Annotated in this window: 13 protein-coding genes and 2 pseudogenes; 4 read left to right on the top strand and 11 right to left on the bottom strand. The window is 60.9% G+C overall.

What is annotated here, in order from left to right; all coding sequences use genetic code 11:
• Both HZR20_RS14415 and HZR20_RS03305 read left to right on the top strand, forming a co-directional pair.
• Positions 1–303 (top strand): response regulator (locus HZR20_RS14415; protein ID WP_258560325.1); only part of this gene is annotated, 303 nt, incomplete at its 5' end.
• A 3-nt stretch (positions 304–306) separates the two neighbouring features.
• Positions 307–1,347 (top strand): sensor histidine kinase, encoded by a 1,041-nt coding sequence (locus HZR20_RS03305; RefSeq protein ID WP_220132634.1) that lies wholly within the window; start codon positions 307–309, stop codon positions 1,345–1,347.
• 15 nt (positions 1,348–1,362) lie between these two features.
• Here the strand turns inward: HZR20_RS03305 and HZR20_RS03300 are convergent, their stop codons facing one another.
• The 11 genes and pseudogenes from HZR20_RS03300 to HZR20_RS03250 all read right to left on the bottom strand — a co-directional run.
• Positions 1,363–3,048, bottom strand: a complete 1,686-nt coding sequence (locus HZR20_RS03300) for a GMC family oxidoreductase (RefSeq protein ID WP_181685171.1) — start codon at positions 3,046–3,048, stop codon at positions 1,363–1,365.
• Positions 3,045–3,590: a gluconate 2-dehydrogenase subunit 3 family protein gene (locus HZR20_RS03295; RefSeq protein ID WP_181685170.1), complete on the bottom strand. Its 546-nt coding sequence runs from the start codon at positions 3,588–3,590 to the stop codon at positions 3,045–3,047. The genes HZR20_RS03300 and HZR20_RS03295 overlap by 4 nt, the downstream gene beginning before the upstream one ends.
• On the bottom strand, positions 3,587–5,608 hold the full coding sequence (locus tag HZR20_RS03290) for an ArnT family glycosyltransferase (RefSeq protein WP_181685169.1): 2,022 nt from the start codon (positions 5,606–5,608) through the stop codon (positions 3,587–3,589). The genes HZR20_RS03295 and HZR20_RS03290 overlap by 4 nt, the downstream gene beginning before the upstream one ends.
• A complete protein-coding gene (locus HZR20_RS03285) occupies positions 5,608–6,744 on the bottom strand; it encodes an ABC transporter ATP-binding protein (RefSeq protein WP_181685168.1) in 1,137 nt (378 codons plus the stop codon). The genes HZR20_RS03290 and HZR20_RS03285 overlap by 1 nt, the downstream gene beginning before the upstream one ends.
• A complete protein-coding gene (locus tag HZR20_RS03280) occupies positions 6,741–8,378 on the bottom strand; it encodes an ABC transporter permease (RefSeq protein ID WP_181685167.1) in 1,638 nt (545 codons plus the stop codon). The genes HZR20_RS03285 and HZR20_RS03280 overlap by 4 nt, the downstream gene beginning before the upstream one ends.
• Positions 8,375–9,550 (bottom strand): extracellular solute-binding protein, encoded by a 1,176-nt coding sequence (locus HZR20_RS03275; protein WP_181685166.1) that lies wholly within the window; start codon positions 9,548–9,550, stop codon positions 8,375–8,377. Before HZR20_RS03275 ends, HZR20_RS03280 begins: the two co-directional genes overlap by 4 nt.
• Positions 9,551–9,584: 34 nt before the next feature.
• Positions 9,585–10,763: an alpha-1 4-glucan-protein synthase gene (locus HZR20_RS03270; RefSeq protein ID WP_181685165.1), complete on the bottom strand. Its 1,179-nt coding sequence runs from the start codon at positions 10,761–10,763 to the stop codon at positions 9,585–9,587.
• Between the two features lie 342 nt (positions 10,764–11,105).
• Positions 11,106–11,967: pseudogene (locus tag HZR20_RS03265) on the bottom strand (IS5 family transposase).
• Between the two features lie 737 nt (positions 11,968–12,704).
• Positions 12,705–13,280, bottom strand: a complete 576-nt coding sequence (rdfA, locus tag HZR20_RS03260; RefSeq protein WP_309484883.1) for a rod-determining factor RdfA — start codon at positions 13,278–13,280, stop codon at positions 12,705–12,707.
• A gap of 103 nt (positions 13,281–13,383) precedes the next feature.
• Positions 13,384–15,324, bottom strand: coding sequence for an archaea-specific SMC-related protein (locus tag HZR20_RS03255; protein ID WP_181685163.1), 1,941 nt, complete (start codon positions 15,322–15,324; stop codon positions 13,384–13,386).
• Between the two features lie 261 nt (positions 15,325–15,585).
• Positions 15,586–15,888, bottom strand: a pseudogene (locus HZR20_RS03250) (UDP-glucose 4-epimerase); the annotation flags it as partial.
• 252 nt (positions 15,889–16,140) lie between these two features.
• On the opposite strand from HZR20_RS03250, the gene galT reads away from it, so the two are divergent.
• Both galT and HZR20_RS03240 read left to right on the top strand, forming a co-directional pair.
• Complete coding sequence (gene galT / locus HZR20_RS03245) at positions 16,141–17,127, top strand: galactose-1-phosphate uridylyltransferase (RefSeq protein WP_181685162.1); 987 nt, start codon at positions 16,141–16,143, stop codon at positions 17,125–17,127.
• An 89-nt stretch (positions 17,128–17,216) separates the two neighbouring features.
• Positions 17,217–18,296 (top strand): galactokinase, encoded by a 1,080-nt coding sequence (locus tag HZR20_RS03240; RefSeq protein WP_181685161.1) that lies wholly within the window; start codon positions 17,217–17,219, stop codon positions 18,294–18,296.
• Positions 18,297–18,307: the final 11 nt, after the last annotated feature.

Raw genomic sequence — 18,307 nt, 5'->3', positions numbered from 1 at the left:
TTCCTCAACCAGCGTGGCGAGTACGCGGACAAGGAACGGCCTGACCTCGTGTTGCTGGACCTTAATATGCCAAAAAAAAAAGACGGCTGGGACGTGCTGGAGGAGATAAAGGGCGATCCGGAATTGCGTCGACTTCCTGTGATCGTCCTCACGAGTTCCGAAGCCGAATCGGACATCGTCAAATCCTACGACCTCCAGGCCAACGCCTACCTGAGCAAACCGGTCGATTACTCGGGGTTCATGGACGTCGTCAGGAGCTTAGAGGAGTTCTGGCTGTCGGTCGTCAAAATGCCCCCGAAATAATCTATGTCCGAGGCCGAGTCACCCATCGATGTCCTGTTGATCGAAGACAACCCCGGAGATGCCCGGCTCGTCGAGCATCACCTCAACGAATCCCACGTGGCCGATATCGTCGGTGACGTCAGGGTCCACCACGAGGAGACGCTCTCGGATGGACGCCGGGCACTCCAATCGGACGGACACGACATGTTGTTTCTCGATCTCGGGTTGCCAGAAAGCACCGGGCTGGCGACGCTGCAATCCGTCCAGGACGCAGAGCCGCGGGTTCCAGTCATCGTGCTCACGGGCCTTGACGACCGGGAGACCGCCGTCACGGCGATCGAAGGCGGGGCCCAGGATTACCTCCTGAAAGACGAACTGGACGCCGATTCTCTCGCCCGGTCGCTCCGCTACGCTCTGGAACGATATCGTCAGGAGACCGAACTCCGCCGACAGAACGAGCGCTTAGAGAAGTTCGCCAGCGTCGTCTCTCACGACCTTCGCAACCCGCTCAACGTGGCCAACGCACGGGTGGACATCGTGCACGACGAGACCGGACACGAACATCTCGAAACCGCCTCGCGAGCACTCGCTCGGATGGAACGTCTGATCGAGGATCTCCTGACGCTGGCCCGGCAGGGCAAGACGATCGACGAACTGGCAGTGGTGAGTCTTGGTGCGCTGTCCGGAGATTGTTGGGAAAACGTCGACACCACGGGTGCGGAGTTGGCCATCGAGACGGACATACGAATCCGTGCTGACAAAAGTCGCCTCCAGCAACTGCTGGAGAATTTGATCCGGAATTCGATCGAACATGGCGGTCAAGACGTGACGATCACGATCGGCGCTGTCGACGGCGGGTTCTACGTGGCGGACGACGGAACCGGTATTCCCGCCGAGGAACGCGAGAAGGTTTTCGACATGGGGTTCACGACGTCCGATGACGGAACCGGGTTCGGCCTCATGATCGTCGAGGGGATCGTCGACGCCCACGGTTGGGACGTTCGCGTCACCGAAAGCGAGACCGGCGGGGCGCGCTTCGAGATAACTGGCGTCGAGATGCGCTGACGGAGTATTCACCCATCAGAGTCGTCGTTCGACGTGCTCGGCCGTCCGCAACGCCAGCGCCGCGATCGTGAGGGTGGGGTTCATCGCGCCGCCGGTTGGGAAGACACTGCTTCCGGCGATCCAGCAGTTCCTGAGGTCGTGCGTCCGGGCCCGGTCGTCGACGACACTCTCTCCTGGTTCGGTCCCCATCCGCGTCGTCCCCATGTGATGGGCCGCCGGCCCCGTCTCCGTCGGGCCGACCTGCCAGGTGATCTCGGCGTCGAGGTCGGCGAGGATGGCCTCTTGAATCTCGTTTGCCCGTTCGATCGTCCGCCGGGTGCGATCGTCGATCTCCCAGTGAATCTCCGGGACGGGATTGCCGTGGTCGTCTGTCGTCGATCGATCCAGCGTCACGCGGTTCTCCCGGCGCGGCGTCTGCTCGACCAGGGCCCCCACGGTGAGGTGGTTGCCGTAGGTGTCGGCGACACGCTCGCGAAGGTCCTCTCCCCACCCGCCGTCAGAAAGGGCCGCATCGACGGGTGAGGGGCCGGCGTAGTTGAAGAACTCGAGTTTGATCGCTCCAAGATCGTCCGCCTCAGCATCTGCTGATGGGACGCCACTCTCCGTGCCTGTGGCGGGATCGTCGTAGAACTGGTGGGACTCGGTGGTGTTGAACCCGACGTGGTGCTGACGAGTCTCTCGGTCGATTACGCCGCCCGTGCCCGCAAAGAGGTGCTCGTGGAAGTACCGGCCGACGGCCCCGCTTGAGTTTGCCAGGCCGTCGGGATACTGCGGTGATTCCGACAGCAGGAGCAGTCGCGGGGTCTCGACACCGCCGGCTGCGATGACGAACTCCCGTGCCTCCTGACGATGGGTCTCGCCGTCGGGTGTGGCGTAGACCGCCGCCGTCACCGCTTCCCCGGAATCGTCGTGTTCGAGGCGCTGGACGGGAACCTGATCGATCACACGCGCGCCTGCGTCCTCGGCCTTCTCGACGTGGCTCGTCGCGTCGTATTTCGCGCCGGAGGGACAGACCGGCTGGCAGGTGCCATAGCCCACACAGGCAGACCGATCGTCGTACGGTTCGGCGTTGCGGGCGTTGGGCACCGAGTGGGTCGTGATCCCCAGGGTTTCGCAGGCCTCGGCGAAGATCGAATCGCTGTAAGAGGGTTCGAAGGCCGGCATGGGGTGAGGGGTTTCCCGTGGCGGTTCGAACGGGTTGTCGCTGGCGCCGGCGACGCCAAGCGCGTCCTCCGCCGCGGCGTAGTACGGACGGAGGTCGTCGTACTCGATCGGCCAGTCGGCCCCGACGCCCTCGCGGGACGCGACCCCGAAATCCCGCTCGTGGAGGCGCATCACCATCCCTTGCCAGTGCAGCGTGGACCCGCCGATACCCTTCACGCGAGCATGGTTGAGTGGATACTGTCGATCTCCACTGGAAGTGAAGGCGTCGCGATTCCCGCCCATCTCCCAGATGTCGGGGCGTCCATGAGCCGGGCGGAGGGCGTCGTCCATCTGCTCGATGCGATCCTCGGGGTCGAACCGCGGGCCGGCCTCCAGCACGACCACGTCATGACCTGCGGCGGCAAGCCGGTGGGCGATCAACGCACCGGCTGGGCCTGCACCGATCACGCAGACGTCCGCGCTGTCGCTCGGCGTGCGGTCCACCCTGTCGCTCGGCGTGCGGTCCACCCTGTCGCTCGGCGTGCGAATGTCGCTCACGATTGTGGCCCCCGCTGATAACTCGCGAGGCCGCCCGGATGGCCCGGTGGGTTCTCGATCCCGACCAGCTGTCCGCCGGTCGGCGAGGCATACAGCGCGAGCAGTAGGTCGTTGATCACGTAGTAGCGAAGGCGCTCGACGTCACTTCCGTCGGGGACTGAGTCGGCCTCGTCGGCACTCATTCGCCGGAGCGCCTCGTCGCGCTCATCGACCGACAGCGCCGCGAAGTCGGCTTCGTACCACGCCTGACAGTATTCGTCGAGGTACTCGACGGCGTCAGCGATCCCAGCGGCGTGCTCGGGCCGGTCGGTCGCCCGACCGTCGATGTAGCGCTCGACGAATGACTCGACTGCCGTCACGTCGTCGGGATAGAGCACTTCGGCGGCGGCAGAAAGTGTCCCGCGGTCGTGATCGGAGAGGGATTGGTCGCCGTCGGCAGACTGGCCGTCATCGTCGGCCGATGGGGCGGCACAGCCGGCCAGCGATGCCCCGACGGCCGACAGCGCCGCGATCGCGTCGCGTCTGGTGAGTTCGTGGGTCATGTGTCGTCTTGTGTGCTGTTGGTCACCCGCAGGTCGGTGCGGACGAAGACGCCGTCCGGACTCGCTTCGGGCACGTACGTCGCCGCGCCGCCACACGCCCGGGCGTCGAGGCAGTACTCGACATGTGGGGCCAGCACGCGCACGGTCCCATCCCCGGTTTCGACTGGAAGCGAGAGCCGATACTCGAATCCGCCGACGCCATCGTCGGCGAAGACCGTCACGTCGACGTCTTCGCGTCCGTCGATCTCCAGTGGCCCTTCGCCGACGGCCTCGACCGGGCCGGCGACTCGAAGCGTCCCGTCGGCGATCATCACCCGGAATCGAAGGGTGTCGTCGGTCTCGCTCGCGACGTAGTGGGTCGTCCCGGCGTCGGTTGCGACGGTGACGGTCGCGCTCGTGATGCGTTCGGGGAGGCCGACGCTGGCGTTCAGCGTGACTGCCTCCCCCGAACGCTCCTGCACGCGCTGGAGGCGGGCGGCCTCGGGCGAGTCGCCGAGCGGGTCCCAGACCCCGCGAAAGCCAAAGCGGTAGAGATCGCGATCGGGGAATGCTTCGGCGACGGCGAACGGCCGGTCGTCCATCGCGTAGACCGTCCGACCGTCGTAGCCCGGATCGTTCCGCAGTGCCTGGAAGGGATGGGTGAGCCAGGGGCCATACGGCGTCGGCGTCAGGACGACCGCGTTCGGCGGTGGCGCGGGTTCGAACGGCGCGTAGGCCTGTTCGTAGGTATCGGTCACATCGGCGTTGCGCTCGATCGGTGCGGCGGCTTGATTCGTCGTGATCCCGCCCAGAACAAGTGTGCCCACGAGGGCAACAGCTAGCAGAGAAGTGAACGCGGCCCGGCGGTCGAGGTGTGTGTCGAGCGCGTCCCGGAGGACATCGAAGGCGGCCAGCGCGGCGACTGCGGCGAAGGCGGCGGTCGGCACCAGCAGGTCGAAGTGGTAGTACGGGCCCAGCGAGGCGATCAGCCCGTCACCCGCTGCGTCGAGATCGCCGAGCAGGTTGTAGTTCCCCCAGAAGTAGAGGTTTCCGACCGGCACCGAAACGCCGAGGGCGGCGAGAATCGCCGTCCGTGGCGACCACTCCCGGCGGACGGCGACGGCGAGTCCTGCAAGGGCGAGGCCGGCACCGAGGATGCCGCCGGCGATCCAGCGGCCGGTGAACGCGGCGAGCACCTGCCCGTTGGCCTCCAGGGCGAGCTCGGGCGTGTACTCGATGCGGTGGTTTAGGAGTTCGCGGTGGCCAAAACCCAACCCGTCCAGCGGGGCGAAGGCTTCGTAGGGGAACGTCAGGGGTGACCCGGTCACCGTCGCGTTGTAGCCAAGCGTGAGTGTGACGCCAGCCAGGCCGAGGATAGCGGTCATCGCCTGCCGGGGGAGTGCCGTCCGCCAGTCCCGGGCGAGCGTCCACAGCGCGTGGGCCACGAACGGGGTGGCGAACAGGACGGCGGTGTAGGGTCGGGCGAAGAAGGCGAGACCGATCGCCGCGCCCGCCGCCGCTGCCCACCGCCGATCGCCGGTCCGATCGGCTCGCAGGTAGCCGTACGCGAACCCGAGGTTGAGCAGCGCTGTCGGCGCGTACGGGAGAAACGTCGCGGTATCGAGAAGGTAGAGCGGCGACGCCAGGACGAAGACGGCGGCGAGTAGTCCGGTCCGCCGATCGAAGACCTCGCTCACGACGCCAGTCACGCCCGCGAGAATCCCGGCCGCGATGGCGGGCAATGCCAGCCGGTAGCCCCCGAGCAGTTCCCCGAGGGCGAACATACCGGCGGGGACGGGGTTGTACTTCGGGTACAGCCCGGCCTCGCTCTCGACGAAGAACCAGGGCTGGAAGACGCCCTCGACGGGCGGTTGGAGGAATAGCTTCCCCTCCAGCAACATCGCGGCCTGTTGGAGGTAGACTCCCTCGTCGTGATTCAGCGAGTGGTACGGAAAGAGAGTCGTCGAGACGAGCCAGACAGCGACGGCCCCAGCGAGCGCGACCGCGACTGTAGCGATGCGAAAACGACGTCGATCCATCACTCGGCAGGGAACCAGGCCAGGGGATGGTCGGTCGCCAGGCGGACCCGGACGCGCTTGTCCATCCCGAGTTCCTCGGCGTGGTTGTGCTCACAGTGGACGAGGGCCCCGGAATCCAGTTCGACCGTGTAGACGAAGCTGGGGCCGGTGTACTGGCGGTCGACGATCCGGCCGTTGGTGCCCGCCGGATCGGCCGGCACCGCCCGGATGTCGTCCGGGCGGACGAGCACGTCGACCGCGGCACCCTCGTACTCGGTGTCGAGACCCTCGATGCGATCAGCGTCGAGACAGCCAAGCGGCGTCTCGACGCAGCCCTCGGCGAAGGTCCCTGAAACGAACCCTGCCTGGCCGAGGAACTCGGCGACGAAGCGGGATTCGGGCTGCTGGAAGACCACTTCCGGGCGGCCGATCTGTTCGACGTGCCCGTCGTCGATGACTGCCACGCGGTCGCTGATCGAGAGGGCCTCCTCCTGGTCGTGGGTCACGGAGACGGCGGTGACGCCCGTTTCCTTGATGATCTGGCGGACCTCTCGGCGCATCTCCTCGCGCAATCCCACGTCGAGGTTCGAGAACGGCTCGTCCAAGAGCAGGACCGCGGGTTCGGGCGCGAGCGAGCGTGCCAGTGCGACCCGCTGGCGCTGGCCGCCCGAGAGGTCTTCTGGGCTGGCTTCACGATAGTCGCCAAGGCCGACCAGCTCTAGCAGGTCCCCAACGCGTTCGTCGATCGCGTCGTCTGATCGATCCTTGATGCCGAAGGCGACGTTCTCGCCGACCGTGAGGTGGGGAAACAGCGCGAATTCTTGGAAGACCAGGCCGACGTCCCTCTCTTCGGGCGGGCGGAAGGTGTCGCCCCCGGCGACGACGTCGCCGTCGACCTGGATCGTCCCGTCGTCGGGTTCGTCCAGGCCAGCGAGCAGGCGCAACGTCGTCGTCTTCCCACAGCCAGAGGGGCCAAGGAGCGTCAGCAATTCGCCGTCCTGGACGGTCAGACTGAGGTCGTCGACGGCCGTCTCGGGGCCGAACCGGCGGGTGACGCCGTCGAGTTCGAGGATGGCGTCGGAGTGGGTCGGTTCGGCGAGGGCTTGCTCGTCGGTTCGGTTGTCGGTTGTCTCGGTGGGTAGTTGTGATATTGTCACGTGTTCGAACCCTCCTGGGCGAGGATGACAGCCATCGAGAGGCCGGAGATGACGATCAACGCGAGCGCCGGGACGGCCGCCCGGCCGTAGAGACCGGCCTCCCGGACGCGCCAGATGTAGGTCACTAGCGTGTGATCGAAGGAAAACGGCCGCATCATTTGTGTTATCGGTAGTTCCTTCATCGTCGTTAAAAAGACCAGGGCTGCGCCGGTCGCGATCCCGGGCGCGATCAGTGGCAGCATCACCGCTCGGAAGGCCCCGAGTCGGGTGCGGCCCAGGGTCCGGGCAGCTTCGATCAACTTGTGATCGACTTGCATCGTCGAGGCCCGGATCGCCCCGATCGCCTGCGGGACGAACCGGACGACGTAGGCGAATACGAGCAGTGGGAGTGTCCTGTACACTAGCTCTGTCATCGACTTTGGGAGGCCGTGGAGACTGGCCAGCAACAGGGCAATCGCGAGGACGACCCCTGGCGTCGCGTACCCGACGTAGGAGAGTCGATCGGCCAGTCGCGCCAGTCGTGACCGCCCGCGGGCGGCAGCGACCGCGATCGGCAGGGCGACCAGCAGTGACGCCCCGGCGGCCAGTAATGCCAGGTACACCGAGTTCCAGCCGTAGGCCCACGAAAAGGCTAGCCCCCCGGTCCTGTAGCCACCAGCGTCACCCGAGAGCCACAGCGCGAAGACGATCACGGGTAGGGCGACTGCTAGCAACGCCACGGCTGCGGGGACGAGCACGGCGACGTATCGCCAGGCACCGAGTTCGATCACCGCGCCCCCTCCGGATCCGCGACTGCTGTAGGCACCCTCGTCGTCGGCTCCGATCTGCGACTCGAGATAGAGGAGGGCGGCGGTCACACCGAGCAACTGGAGCGACAGGAGTGCGGCATAGGGACCCATATAATTGTTATAGCGCGCGTAGATCGCCTGGGTGAACACCTCGACGCCCATGAAGTTCGGCGTCCCGAAGTCCGCCAGCGTGTACAGCGCGACCAACAGCGCCCCGGCGGCGATCCCGGGGGCGATCTGTGGCAGCGTCACCCGCCGGAAGGACTCGAGTCGCCCGGCATCGAGCGTCCGGGCGGCCTCGAGAAGCGACGTGTCAAGCGAGAGCAGCGACGCCCGTGTCGTCAGCAGGACGTACGGGTAGGTGTACAGCGTCAGAACGATCGCTGCGCCGGCGAACCCGCTGATTTCGGGGATCTGTTCGATCCCAATCGGTGCGAGGACGCCGGTCAGAATCCCACCGGTGCCAAAGGCCGAGAGGACCGCAAGCGCCCCGAGATAGCTCGGGATCGCCAGGGGAAGTGCGGCCAGGACAGTGAATAGCCTCGCGAACGGCAGGTCGGTCCGGGCGGTCAGTAGCGCGATCGGGACGCCGACGAGGACGCTGGCGACCGTCACCACGGCGACCAGCCCGATGCTGCGGAGCAGAATCTCGATCGTCCGGGGATCGACCGTGAGTTCGAGCGCGCGCGGACCGAGGTCGAACACCTCGACGAATAGCCACCCCAAGGGCGCGACAAGGACGATCGCGATGAGAACTGCGAGCACCGTCAGTCCGGACGGGCGGCCCGAGCTGCCGGCCCCCGGGAGGTGTGTGCCGAGTCCACGGGTCCCGCTCTCGCGGCTCATCCCGAGACGCCGGCCTCGGACATCAACTCGAGGGTCGGCTCGAGATCTGCCAGATCGGCGAGATTGATCTCGGGCGGGTTCAACTTGTCGACCGTCGGCAGCCCGCCGACCGGCTCGACGCCGGGGATCATCGGGTAGGCGAAGCTGACGGTCGCGAAGAACTCCTGGGCCTCCGCCGAGAGCAGGTGTCGGACGAAGTCAGTGATCAGTTCGTCCTTCTCGGTCCCATCGATCTGGAGAATCCCCGCGACGTTGACCAGCCCTCCCGCGTCACCGCTCGTAAAGGCCAGATCCAGCGGGGCGTCTGGACGCTGGTTCTTGACGCGCATCGCGTAGTAGTGGTTGGCGAAGGCCGCGGTCAGTTCGCCGTCGGCGACCGCCTGCGTGGCGACGTACTCGTTGGGATACCGTTCAGTGCCGGCTTTTCGCATCGACGTCAGCCACTTGCGGGTCGTCTCGGACCCTTTCTGAAGACGCATGGCGGTCACGAAGGACTTGAACGCGCCGTAGGTCGGTGCCCACCCCATCGTCCCCTGCAGGGCGTCGGTCTCGGGGAACTGTGCGACTTTCCCGGGAATCTCGCTCTCGTCGATGGTGTCCGTATTGTACGGGACGCTCCGGGCACGCCCGGCGATACCGACCCACGATCCGTCCGTGCCCTGGAAGTCCGCCGGAACGGGCTCGAGTGCTGCCTCGGCTAAGGGTTCGTAGGCGTCGTTCTCGGCGACGTACCCCAGCGATGCGGCGTCGATCGACCAGAAGAGATCAGCCTGTCTGGCCCCGGCCTCGACCTCCTCGACGATCTGCCGGGCCAGCGACGCCGAGGGCGAGGGACTGCTGAACACCGAGAAATCCGGATAGATGTCCTCGAGCATCGTAATGAAGCCCTGATAGATGCCCCCCTCGCCGCCGCCGATATAGAGATTCAACGTGCCCGAGAGGTCGGGCAAGTCCGCGATCGAGGTTCCGCCTGGCGCAGGCCGCCCTTCCGCGAGAGTGCCCGAGCCCCGGAACTGCGAAAGCGAGGGGATGTCGAGATCCCCAGCTTCTCCGTTCGCCGATCCCTCGGTCGTCGTTCCGTTCGTCTGTCCCGCACAACCGGCCAACCCGGCCAGTGCGCCGGCACCGATCGTCCCCAAGAACCGCCGTCGACTCGTCGATCCCTCGTTCATCTTTGTTTTAGGTTTGCCTAAATACATATAAGCCTCATGATCCTCGTGAGCCGCCGTCGGCGGCCACGGGTTGTTTCTGTGCCGTTGGGTCCTCGAGCTCGGCCAGACAGTCGAGCCAGTCGTGGAGGTGGTCGCCGCAGTAGGCGAGGAACTCGCCGTTCTCCCAGTTGTCGGCGTCAGCGGCCAGCAGTTCGTCGGCAACCGCTCGGGTGACCTCGCGGTAGGAGTCGGCGTCCGCCCCGGCGTCGTCCACGATTTCCCAGACGTGTTCGTTGAGTTCAAGCCCGGCCACTTCGTTCGCCAGATCCCCGAAGGTCGACCGCGGGGCCTTGTTGTGGGCACACAGTGGCGCGCCGTTGTAGAGCTGTTTGCCAAGCACGTCGGCGGCACGCTTCAACAGGAGTCCCGACCAGATGTCGTCGAACCGACCGACGTCCCAGGGGTTGTCGTCCATCGGGAACTGGTAGAACGCGGGCACGACCTCACGGCGGAAGGCGAGATTCATCGAACAGACGGTCAGATAGTTGCCCGGCCTGGCCACGAAGTCCGGCCCGAAGTCGTCGGGTATCGTCCGGGTTTGGGCCTGGCCATCGAGGTCGCCGTCCATCAGGATCCGGACAGCGTCGAGGTCGGGCACGTTCGTCCACAGACCCTGGGAGGCGACGACACTATCGACGCGCTCGGTCGATTCGGTCCAGTCTTCGTCCATCGCGCTGTAAGGATACCCCCGCGGGTAGAGGTCGTGGTCACTCTGATAGAGGACGTTGACCCAGTCCTCGTCGGACTCGACGGCGGGCATCTCGCCCTCGTAGGCGAGATTGACCAGGTGCGTCCCGAAGAAGTCCACGTCCTCGTGGGGGCGGGTGTCGTCGTCCAGAAAGACGCCGTATTCGAAGCGCTCGTTCGCCCAGAGGTACAGCAGGCCGAACGACGTCTGGGCGTGGCTGCCGGCCGGAATCAGGTGCTCGTATTCGGCGATGCCCTGCTCGCGGAACCACTGCTCGCGGGCAGTGGCGTCGAAGACCGCTCCCGCGAGTCCCTCGTCGTCGAGCAGCTGTTCCATCTCGTCGGTTTCACACCAGTCTTCGGTGACCAGTACGACGAACAACCGATCGGTGTCGAAGCCGTGGGTGCGAGCGTTCTCGGCGTAGGCTGCGATTGCCTCGTACTCGCGTATCGTCGGCATCACGACACAGATGTCTTGGGCTGGCATTGGTGCCGCCTAGTTTAGGGTGGCCTAAAAGCTTGCTGGTCGACAGTGAGTCATCGACAGACGTTCACGGAACCCAGGGATCGAAGAAGGAATGCAGCCACTTCAACAATCGCTTGACTTCCTCCTCCACGTGAACGCGGAGGAATCCCGAGTCAAGCAAAATAATCGGTGCGGTTGAATTGGCAATTTGACCACAAGAACGAATCTGGATCTGGCTGTGTTTGAACTTCAGTGGGCGATCGTCACCCGCCTGCGGCGTGTCGGGCGTGACTTGTCCGAGGCGTTCACGTTCAAGACGTTCTATGACTGGATTTGAACTGAACTGGAGGGAGAGTTAGACGCCTAATTCCCTCCGGTGGAGGGGTCGAGCGCTAGTTCGACGTTTCTGACGGCACAGTTCAACACAAGTTCACGGAACTGACCAAACCAGGTTCGAGCGCGAACGATCTCGCCGTACTTTCGTCGGAGCGCGAAAACGTCGATTCAATATTCGAGCGTTGGTGATAGGTCGTCTCATCGAGCAATACATTGTTGGCGACGCCGTGCCAGCCGAATTCGGTGCTTAATCACCGTTTTCACGCCTTCAGACCGTAATTTGTACCGACGCAGCTTCCAGTCGTAGCTTTTGTCAGAGATAAGTATAGTTAGTTGTCAGGATTGCGCGTGAGTAGCTGCCACGCAATCTGTGTATCGTGCAGTTATTTCATCGAGCAATGTATATCTAGATTTATAGCAGTCTTCCAATCGGTCAACGCGGTGGTTTTCACAGCCCTGAACGTGTAATTCGTCCGTTTTGCGTAGTGTTGACTCGCGGCGACGCGTTCCATGCCGGTGGCGTCTATCGCCTGTATCTCGCCGGTCTCGTACAGTTGCGCCGACAGCCGGAGCAGGTCGCGCCAGAGCGGCATGTTCAGCTCTTGCATGCGCGCACAGACCGTGTTGAAATCAGGTAGTGTAGGCGGATCTAGGCAAAGAATTCCACAAACCGTGGCATTTCCTATAGGGCGTCGAGCAGTCGGCGGTGGGGGTGGTCGAGATCCGTATTGAGAGCGTGAATCGACACGATCACCCAGTCGGCGTCGCCGCAGTCACCACGTTGAACGGCCGGTTTCGGCGTTCCAACGACGGCATTTTTCGCGAGTATGACGACTTGATTCCTGAAGCGGGCGAGTTTCGTGTCCACAGCAAATCTTACCCGCTTCACTTCCTAGTAAGTTATATAATTAGTGTGAGCTACTAGGAGAACGATACTAACTCAGGAGTCGCTGAACTGCGTGGTTTCGAGCGTCTAAACACGGGCCAAATCAGTTCTGTTCACGCAGTCGTTGTCGTCGTACCCGTCCGAATATCGGTAGAATTTGATTATTTCGGATTCGCGGTGGGGTACAGCCGTTACCGCTAATCGTTGATCCGAATCAGTGCTTCCGCAAGCAGGATTTGGACCTTGCCACTCATCGCTGTCGGTCAGCTTACTCCATCATTTGTGGACGGCTTTCCGAGAATGCTGGACAGTAAATTTATTAATCATAAGTACATTTATCAAAATATATTATTTATAAAATTACCACCATATAGTGCTATGGGGGGTCTTGTTTGGAGGCTCACTACCGTCTGTTTGGCCGTTTCTATCCGGTTGTTGGCCTTCGCTGGGTAGCGTAGTTGGCACCGTGATCTGCTCAAATTCGCCAAGAAATCGGTGAGGTCGGTGAATTTTCCGGGGATAACTGAGGGAGATCTGGTTGATTTCCAAGCAGGAATTCATCAGTGATTGCAGTAGAGGCGCTCAAATACTCGAAATTCGCCGTCTAACCATGGCTCTATCGGACTAGTATCTGTTTCACTTCGTTCTGCTAATTTCGCTACCTAATTTCGCTACCTAATATCATACCTGGACTCACATATTTTTTATAACAATATTCACTTTTTGCGAATATATCCTGGTTACTGTTCTTCTCTATCCTCAAATAACTCAAAGACATTGTATTGTTCGTCTGTCTCGGTGTGGAGAATCTGTATATCAACAATCACGTTAATATCCCCTTCTGGAACGACCCCTTCTCGTTGAAGACTTTCGATCCCATCTTTCGTGACTGCTGCTGAGCGATCCTGTAGCTTCTGGATTCGCTCTCTGACAGTGTTCACGTGTTCCTCTGTCGTAACCTCCGGTTGGCTAACTCCACGATACTCTCGTAAATAGGTATGAATTGCCTGATGAGTAACAAAATCACTTTTGACTGATTCGATATCTACGCCGTTTCGATCAAGTCGGCGCTTGACGCGTGTTTTGGTTCCTGAACTAACGTCATCGGCGGTCAGTTGCTCGTAAAGTGTCCCAACATCGGTATCGAGTAGACTGACGTCGCTATCTTCGATAGCTGCCTCTAATACACGCTGATTGAAATAATCCGCCAGATCACGAAGACTCATCTTCTGTTCACCCGTCGCAAGCCACCGTTGCTCTATCTCGTCTCCGAGACTGTCGAGATCATATGCACTGATAACTCGGGCAACTTTCACTCGGGATCGTCCCCCGTCCGTTCGTCCAGGTCCTGGTTGAGTCATATGATTGATTGCTATGAGTCGGACTGTTTATGTCCTGTGATTTCTGACGCCTGAAAGTTCAGATTGACGTGATACGGGTATACGTCTCATCAAGAGCCTGGGAATCCTCGGGTAAGAGCGCGACTACAAGATATTCTGGAAAGTCACTAAAATGATCTACGAGATCGGCAATCCGTTCGGAGTCGATCGCCTCCAGTGAGTCCAGCACCATAAACGGTACTTTCTCATGGACATCATGAACGAGATATCCAGCGAGCGCGAACACTAACCCTGTCACTTCCCGCTCGGATTCGCTGAGATGATCGATCGCATCTTCATAGGTCGTCCCGGACGACGTTGAGCGAACAACATGCAACTCGAAAAGCGTCTTGATAGTTTTCCGTCTCCCCTCTTGGATCTCACGCTGGACGCGTTCGATCCAGATCCGGTCGAGATTATCGTACTCCAGCATTTCGAGAATTGTATCCATATGTTCATTGAACGCCTCGATCGCCGCAACTTCGAGTTGCTCGACTCGTGTACGAAGATCAGTGAGTTCCTCGGTGATCCCCTCACGCTCTGCCTCGAGTTCCGAACGCTTCTCGAGTTGCGCTTCGATCGATGCGATCTCCGATGCAACTGCTTCGAGATCGTTTTCTAGGCGGCCAAGTTCGTACTCCTGTTGGTTAGCTTCGCGATGCAACTCCAGAATCTCATCGAATTGGCCGGATTCAAGTGCTTCAACCTCGGCTTCCAGTTCTTCAACCTGCTGGTGGGCTTGTTCGCGCTGTTCGTGAAGTTCCTCGAGATGATCCTCTGCTCGCTCTAGTTCACGCTCAATCCGGGATTGTTGCTGGTCCAACTCTTCCCGACGCTGTTGTTGCTGTTCGAGCACCTCTTTGTCCGCTTTCAGGTCTTCAAGCTCGTCCGAGAGTTCGCGCTTCGTCTCGAGTTTCTCTGCACGAAGCGAGCGCAGCTGTTCGAGCGTCTGTTTAACCTGGTCCTGTGCAACTTCCGAACCACACGTCCAGCAGACAACCATCTCTTCTGAGAGCAGATCATCAGTAACATCCCTGTCATCATCTTTGAGCGATTTCGAAACGTCGGTCCGTTCGCCGTCGAGCATATTCTCGTTGAATTGAATCGTGTTCTGAAGCGACGAGATCTCCTGATCGAGGCGCCGACGACGCTGACGGAGTTGCTCGATCTCTGCTTCGAGATCATCGTAACCGCTTCGGGGTGCATCCGAGAGTGCCTTCAATTCATTCTCAATCGTCGTCTGGTCCTGCTTGAGTGACTCGATACTTTCTCGCTCGGTTTCAATCTCGTAACGGATGTCCTCTAGTTCGGTTCGTGTGTTTCGAAGCTCCTCTAGCCGTTCTTCGAGTACTTCCTGCTCTTCTCGCTGGGCTTGTACGTCAGCGTCGGCTGCCTCAATTTCCTCCTCTTTGGCTTCGAGTTCTTCACGCACCTGTTCGATTTCATTTTGAAGACGGGAGCGTTCTGTCTCTAATTCTGGGAGATTGCCTTTCTGTTTCTCTATCGCCTCAATCTGTTCGTCAAGTTCGCTTTTCTCGTCTTCGAGCTCAGAGATTTGGGTTTTAATCGCTTCAAGATCGACCGGCCGCATAATGAGTTCACGAAGGTCCCCGTCGGTAGTGACCCGTCGACGCGATTCGTTTGACTCCAGTAAAAACGCGAATAGGTCCGCAAGCTCTGGATCATTGAGATACGGATCACCGCTAGCAGTTAGTGACCCGTTCTGTCTGACGAATCGCCGTGTATAGACGCCGTCAGGCAGTTGTAATTCGACGTCGGCTTCGTCAGCGTCACCTTTCATCGAGACACGGTCGCTACCGAGCCCGGCCATGACTGCTTGGAGGAACGACGTGCGGTTCGTCGCGTTACGTCCAGATAGGACGTTGACACCCGGCTGTAGTTCGACATCCGTCTCGTCGATACCGCCGATGTTCCGGACAGTGACGGTTGCCTCTCGTTCGAGACGTTTTGATCCAGACATATACCTGTCTTGTATCGTTTAGTATATTAATATTGGGTCTGCGAACACATACGTCGCTATACACTACAGCGACTCACAGAGATTTGCGTCGCCGCTCGGAGTGTCTTTCACCTCGATTGGAGGGGCGGAACTTCGGAAATCGTCGCAATGTTACGAGGACTCTTATGGGCATTCCCATTACAATCATACGAATGTAATTTTGTTCGATGAACAGAGTTCATATAATATGAATAGTTGGTGCCGTGGACCCACGTTTTCAGTTCAACTCAGGTGTGGCTCGTTCTCAGGGTTCTCACGTAGATTTCGGATGCCCTGTCGAATGGTCCCGTCGCTAGAGTGGGTTGGTTCCCAGCTCAGTGCGGCCAGTTTCCCGATCGAGAGGCCCATTTTCGGTACGTCGCCTTCCCACCCACGGTCGCCGCCAGTGTACTCGTAGTCGGGGTCGACGCCCAGTTCGTTGCTGACGATGTTGGCGATGCGTGTGACCGATGTCGTCGTCCGCGTCAGGTTGTAGATGTTCATCGACTCCTCGGCATGTTCGACCACGTGGCACATCGCGTGAATACTCACGTCGTCGCCCTCCCTTGCACACAAGTTTGTTCATATTATATAAATATATTGTCGTGGGAACATGAGTAATACGCTACCGATCTAATACCCTTAGATTTATGTTTGGTGAATTAATACCACTTTAGCGAATACCAATGCACAAGCGAAGACAAATCAACCATAACGACAAGTACGTCGTACTCTTCGAATTCGATGAGTCGGATGATCTGGCAACAGTCGGTCGCAATCGACAATCGGAGGAAGACGATGACTGAGCGTCGCTGGGATCCGACACTCCGGGAGTGGGTTATCACAGCGACTCACCGCCAGGAACGGACGTTCAAACCCCCGGAGGATTACTGTCCGTTTTGTCCGACCGAGGAGGATGCAGAGTACCCGACGGCGATCCCCGAACCGGACTACGAGATGGCCGTCGTCGAGAACGGCTTCCCGTCGTTGCAGCCTGACCCCCCCGAGCCCGCCGTCGAGGGAACCGCTCTCCAGCCGGCAGAGCCAGCCAATGGCCAGTGCGAGGTCGTCCTGTTCACCTCCGAGCACGACGCGGTCATGTCCAAAAAGCCGGCCTCGCGGTTCGTCAAGCTGGTGAAGCTCTGGCGGGACCGCTACGAGACGCTGGGCGAAACGGACGGCAACGAGTACGTCTACATTTTCGAGAACCGGGGCGAAGACGTCGGGGTCACGCTAGCGCACCCGCACGGACAGATTTACGCCTACCCGTTCGTCCCGCCGAAGATTCGCACGGAGCTGAACGCGAGTCGGGACCACCTCGACGAACATGGGCGCTGTCTGTTCTGTGACCTGCTGGAGAGAGAACGTGAAGACGGTCGACGAATCATCGCACAGAACGACGCCTTCACCGCGGTCGTCCCGTATTCCGCGCGGTGGGCCTACGAGGTCCACGTCTACGCAAACGAACACCTCCCGTCGCTCGCGGCGTTCGACGGCGATCACGAGCGGGCGCTCGGCTCGCTGCTCAAGGACGTTCTGCTTGCGTACGATGGGCTGTTCGACGAAGAGATGCCGTACGTGATGGCTATGCACCAACAGCCCACGAACGGCACGGGCGAGGACTCCGCCCACTTCCACATGGAGTTCTATCCGCCCAAGCGCACCGAAGACAAGCTCAAGCACCTCGCTGGAAGTGAACTCGGTGCCGGCACCTACATCAACAACAAACTCGCCGAGGAGTCAGCCGGCGAACTCCGGGCGAGTCTCGACGACGCGCGAGAGTGACAGCAGCGGCGACCGGCTAACCGTTCACCCACGCTGTCGTTCGGTTGTTTTACAACCATTGGGTCCGATATATCGAACAGACAAGTACAATGAGCGATGAATACGACTATCGAGTGCGCTCACCGGGTCGCGTGAACCTGATCGGGGAACACACCGATTACACGGGCGGCTACGTCCTTCCGATGGCGACAGACCTCCACACGCAACTTGAGGCGACGCCCGACGAGGACGTGACGATACACACGACAGCGCTCGAGGAGCAACGGACGTTTTCGACGACTGACCGCGAACGTGAAGACAGCTGGATAGATTACGTCAAGGGCTGCTATACCGTGCTCGAAGACGCGGGATACCAACCTGGCGGCTTTCGGGGTGAGTTATCCGGTGATCTCCCGATAGGTTCTGGCCTAAGTTCGTCTGCGAGCCTCGAACTTGCCGTGTTGGCCTTTCTGAACGATGCGTACGAACTGGGGCTGTCCCGAGAGCGACTGGCCGAGTTGGGCCAGCGCGTCGAAAATAACTTCGTCGGCGTCTCCTGCGGGATCATGGACCAGTTCGCCGTCGCGTTGGGAGAGAAAAAACACGCTCTCTACCTCGATACTGGCACGCTGGAGTACGAGGCGGTTCCGTTCTCCGACGACGTGCAGGTCGTGGTCTTCCACACGGGGGTCGAACGCGAACTGGTCGACTCGGCGTACAACCAGCGCCGTGAAACAGTCGAAGCAGCGATGAACGCGCTTGATGTCGGCTCCTCGGTCGAACTCGAAGCCGACGACTTTGACGGGCTCGAACCGCGCCAGCGCCAGCGACTGGGATACATTGCCCGGGAGAATGATCGCGTTGAGCGGGCCGTCCACGTCCTCGAACGAGGAGACGTTGAAGCGTTCGGAGACCTCCTGGTAAAGGCACATTACGATATCGCCGAGAACTATGAGGCGAGCTGTCCGGAGCTGGATTACGTCGTCGAGACGGCCGTCAAACAGGGCGCCTATGGCGCGCGACTGACGGGTGCCGGCTGGGGTGGTGCGGCGATCGCGCTCGTCGATGCGTCCGCGGCCGAGTCGTTCACACAGTCTCTGCGGGAGGCCTACGAACAGCGCTACCCTGAACACGACCCGGCTACCCACCTTATCACGCCCTCCGGTGGCGTGTCCGTCACCGATTTGTGACGAACGTGGCT

Origin of the sequence: Halorhabdus salina (assembly GCF_013839425.1) — an archaeon.
GTDB lineage: Archaea > Halobacteriota > Halobacteria > Halobacteriales > Haloarculaceae > Halorhabdus > Halorhabdus salina.
The sequence above is the reverse complement of the archived record's forward strand: the minus strand, read 5'-3'. Positions and strand labels throughout refer to the sequence as shown.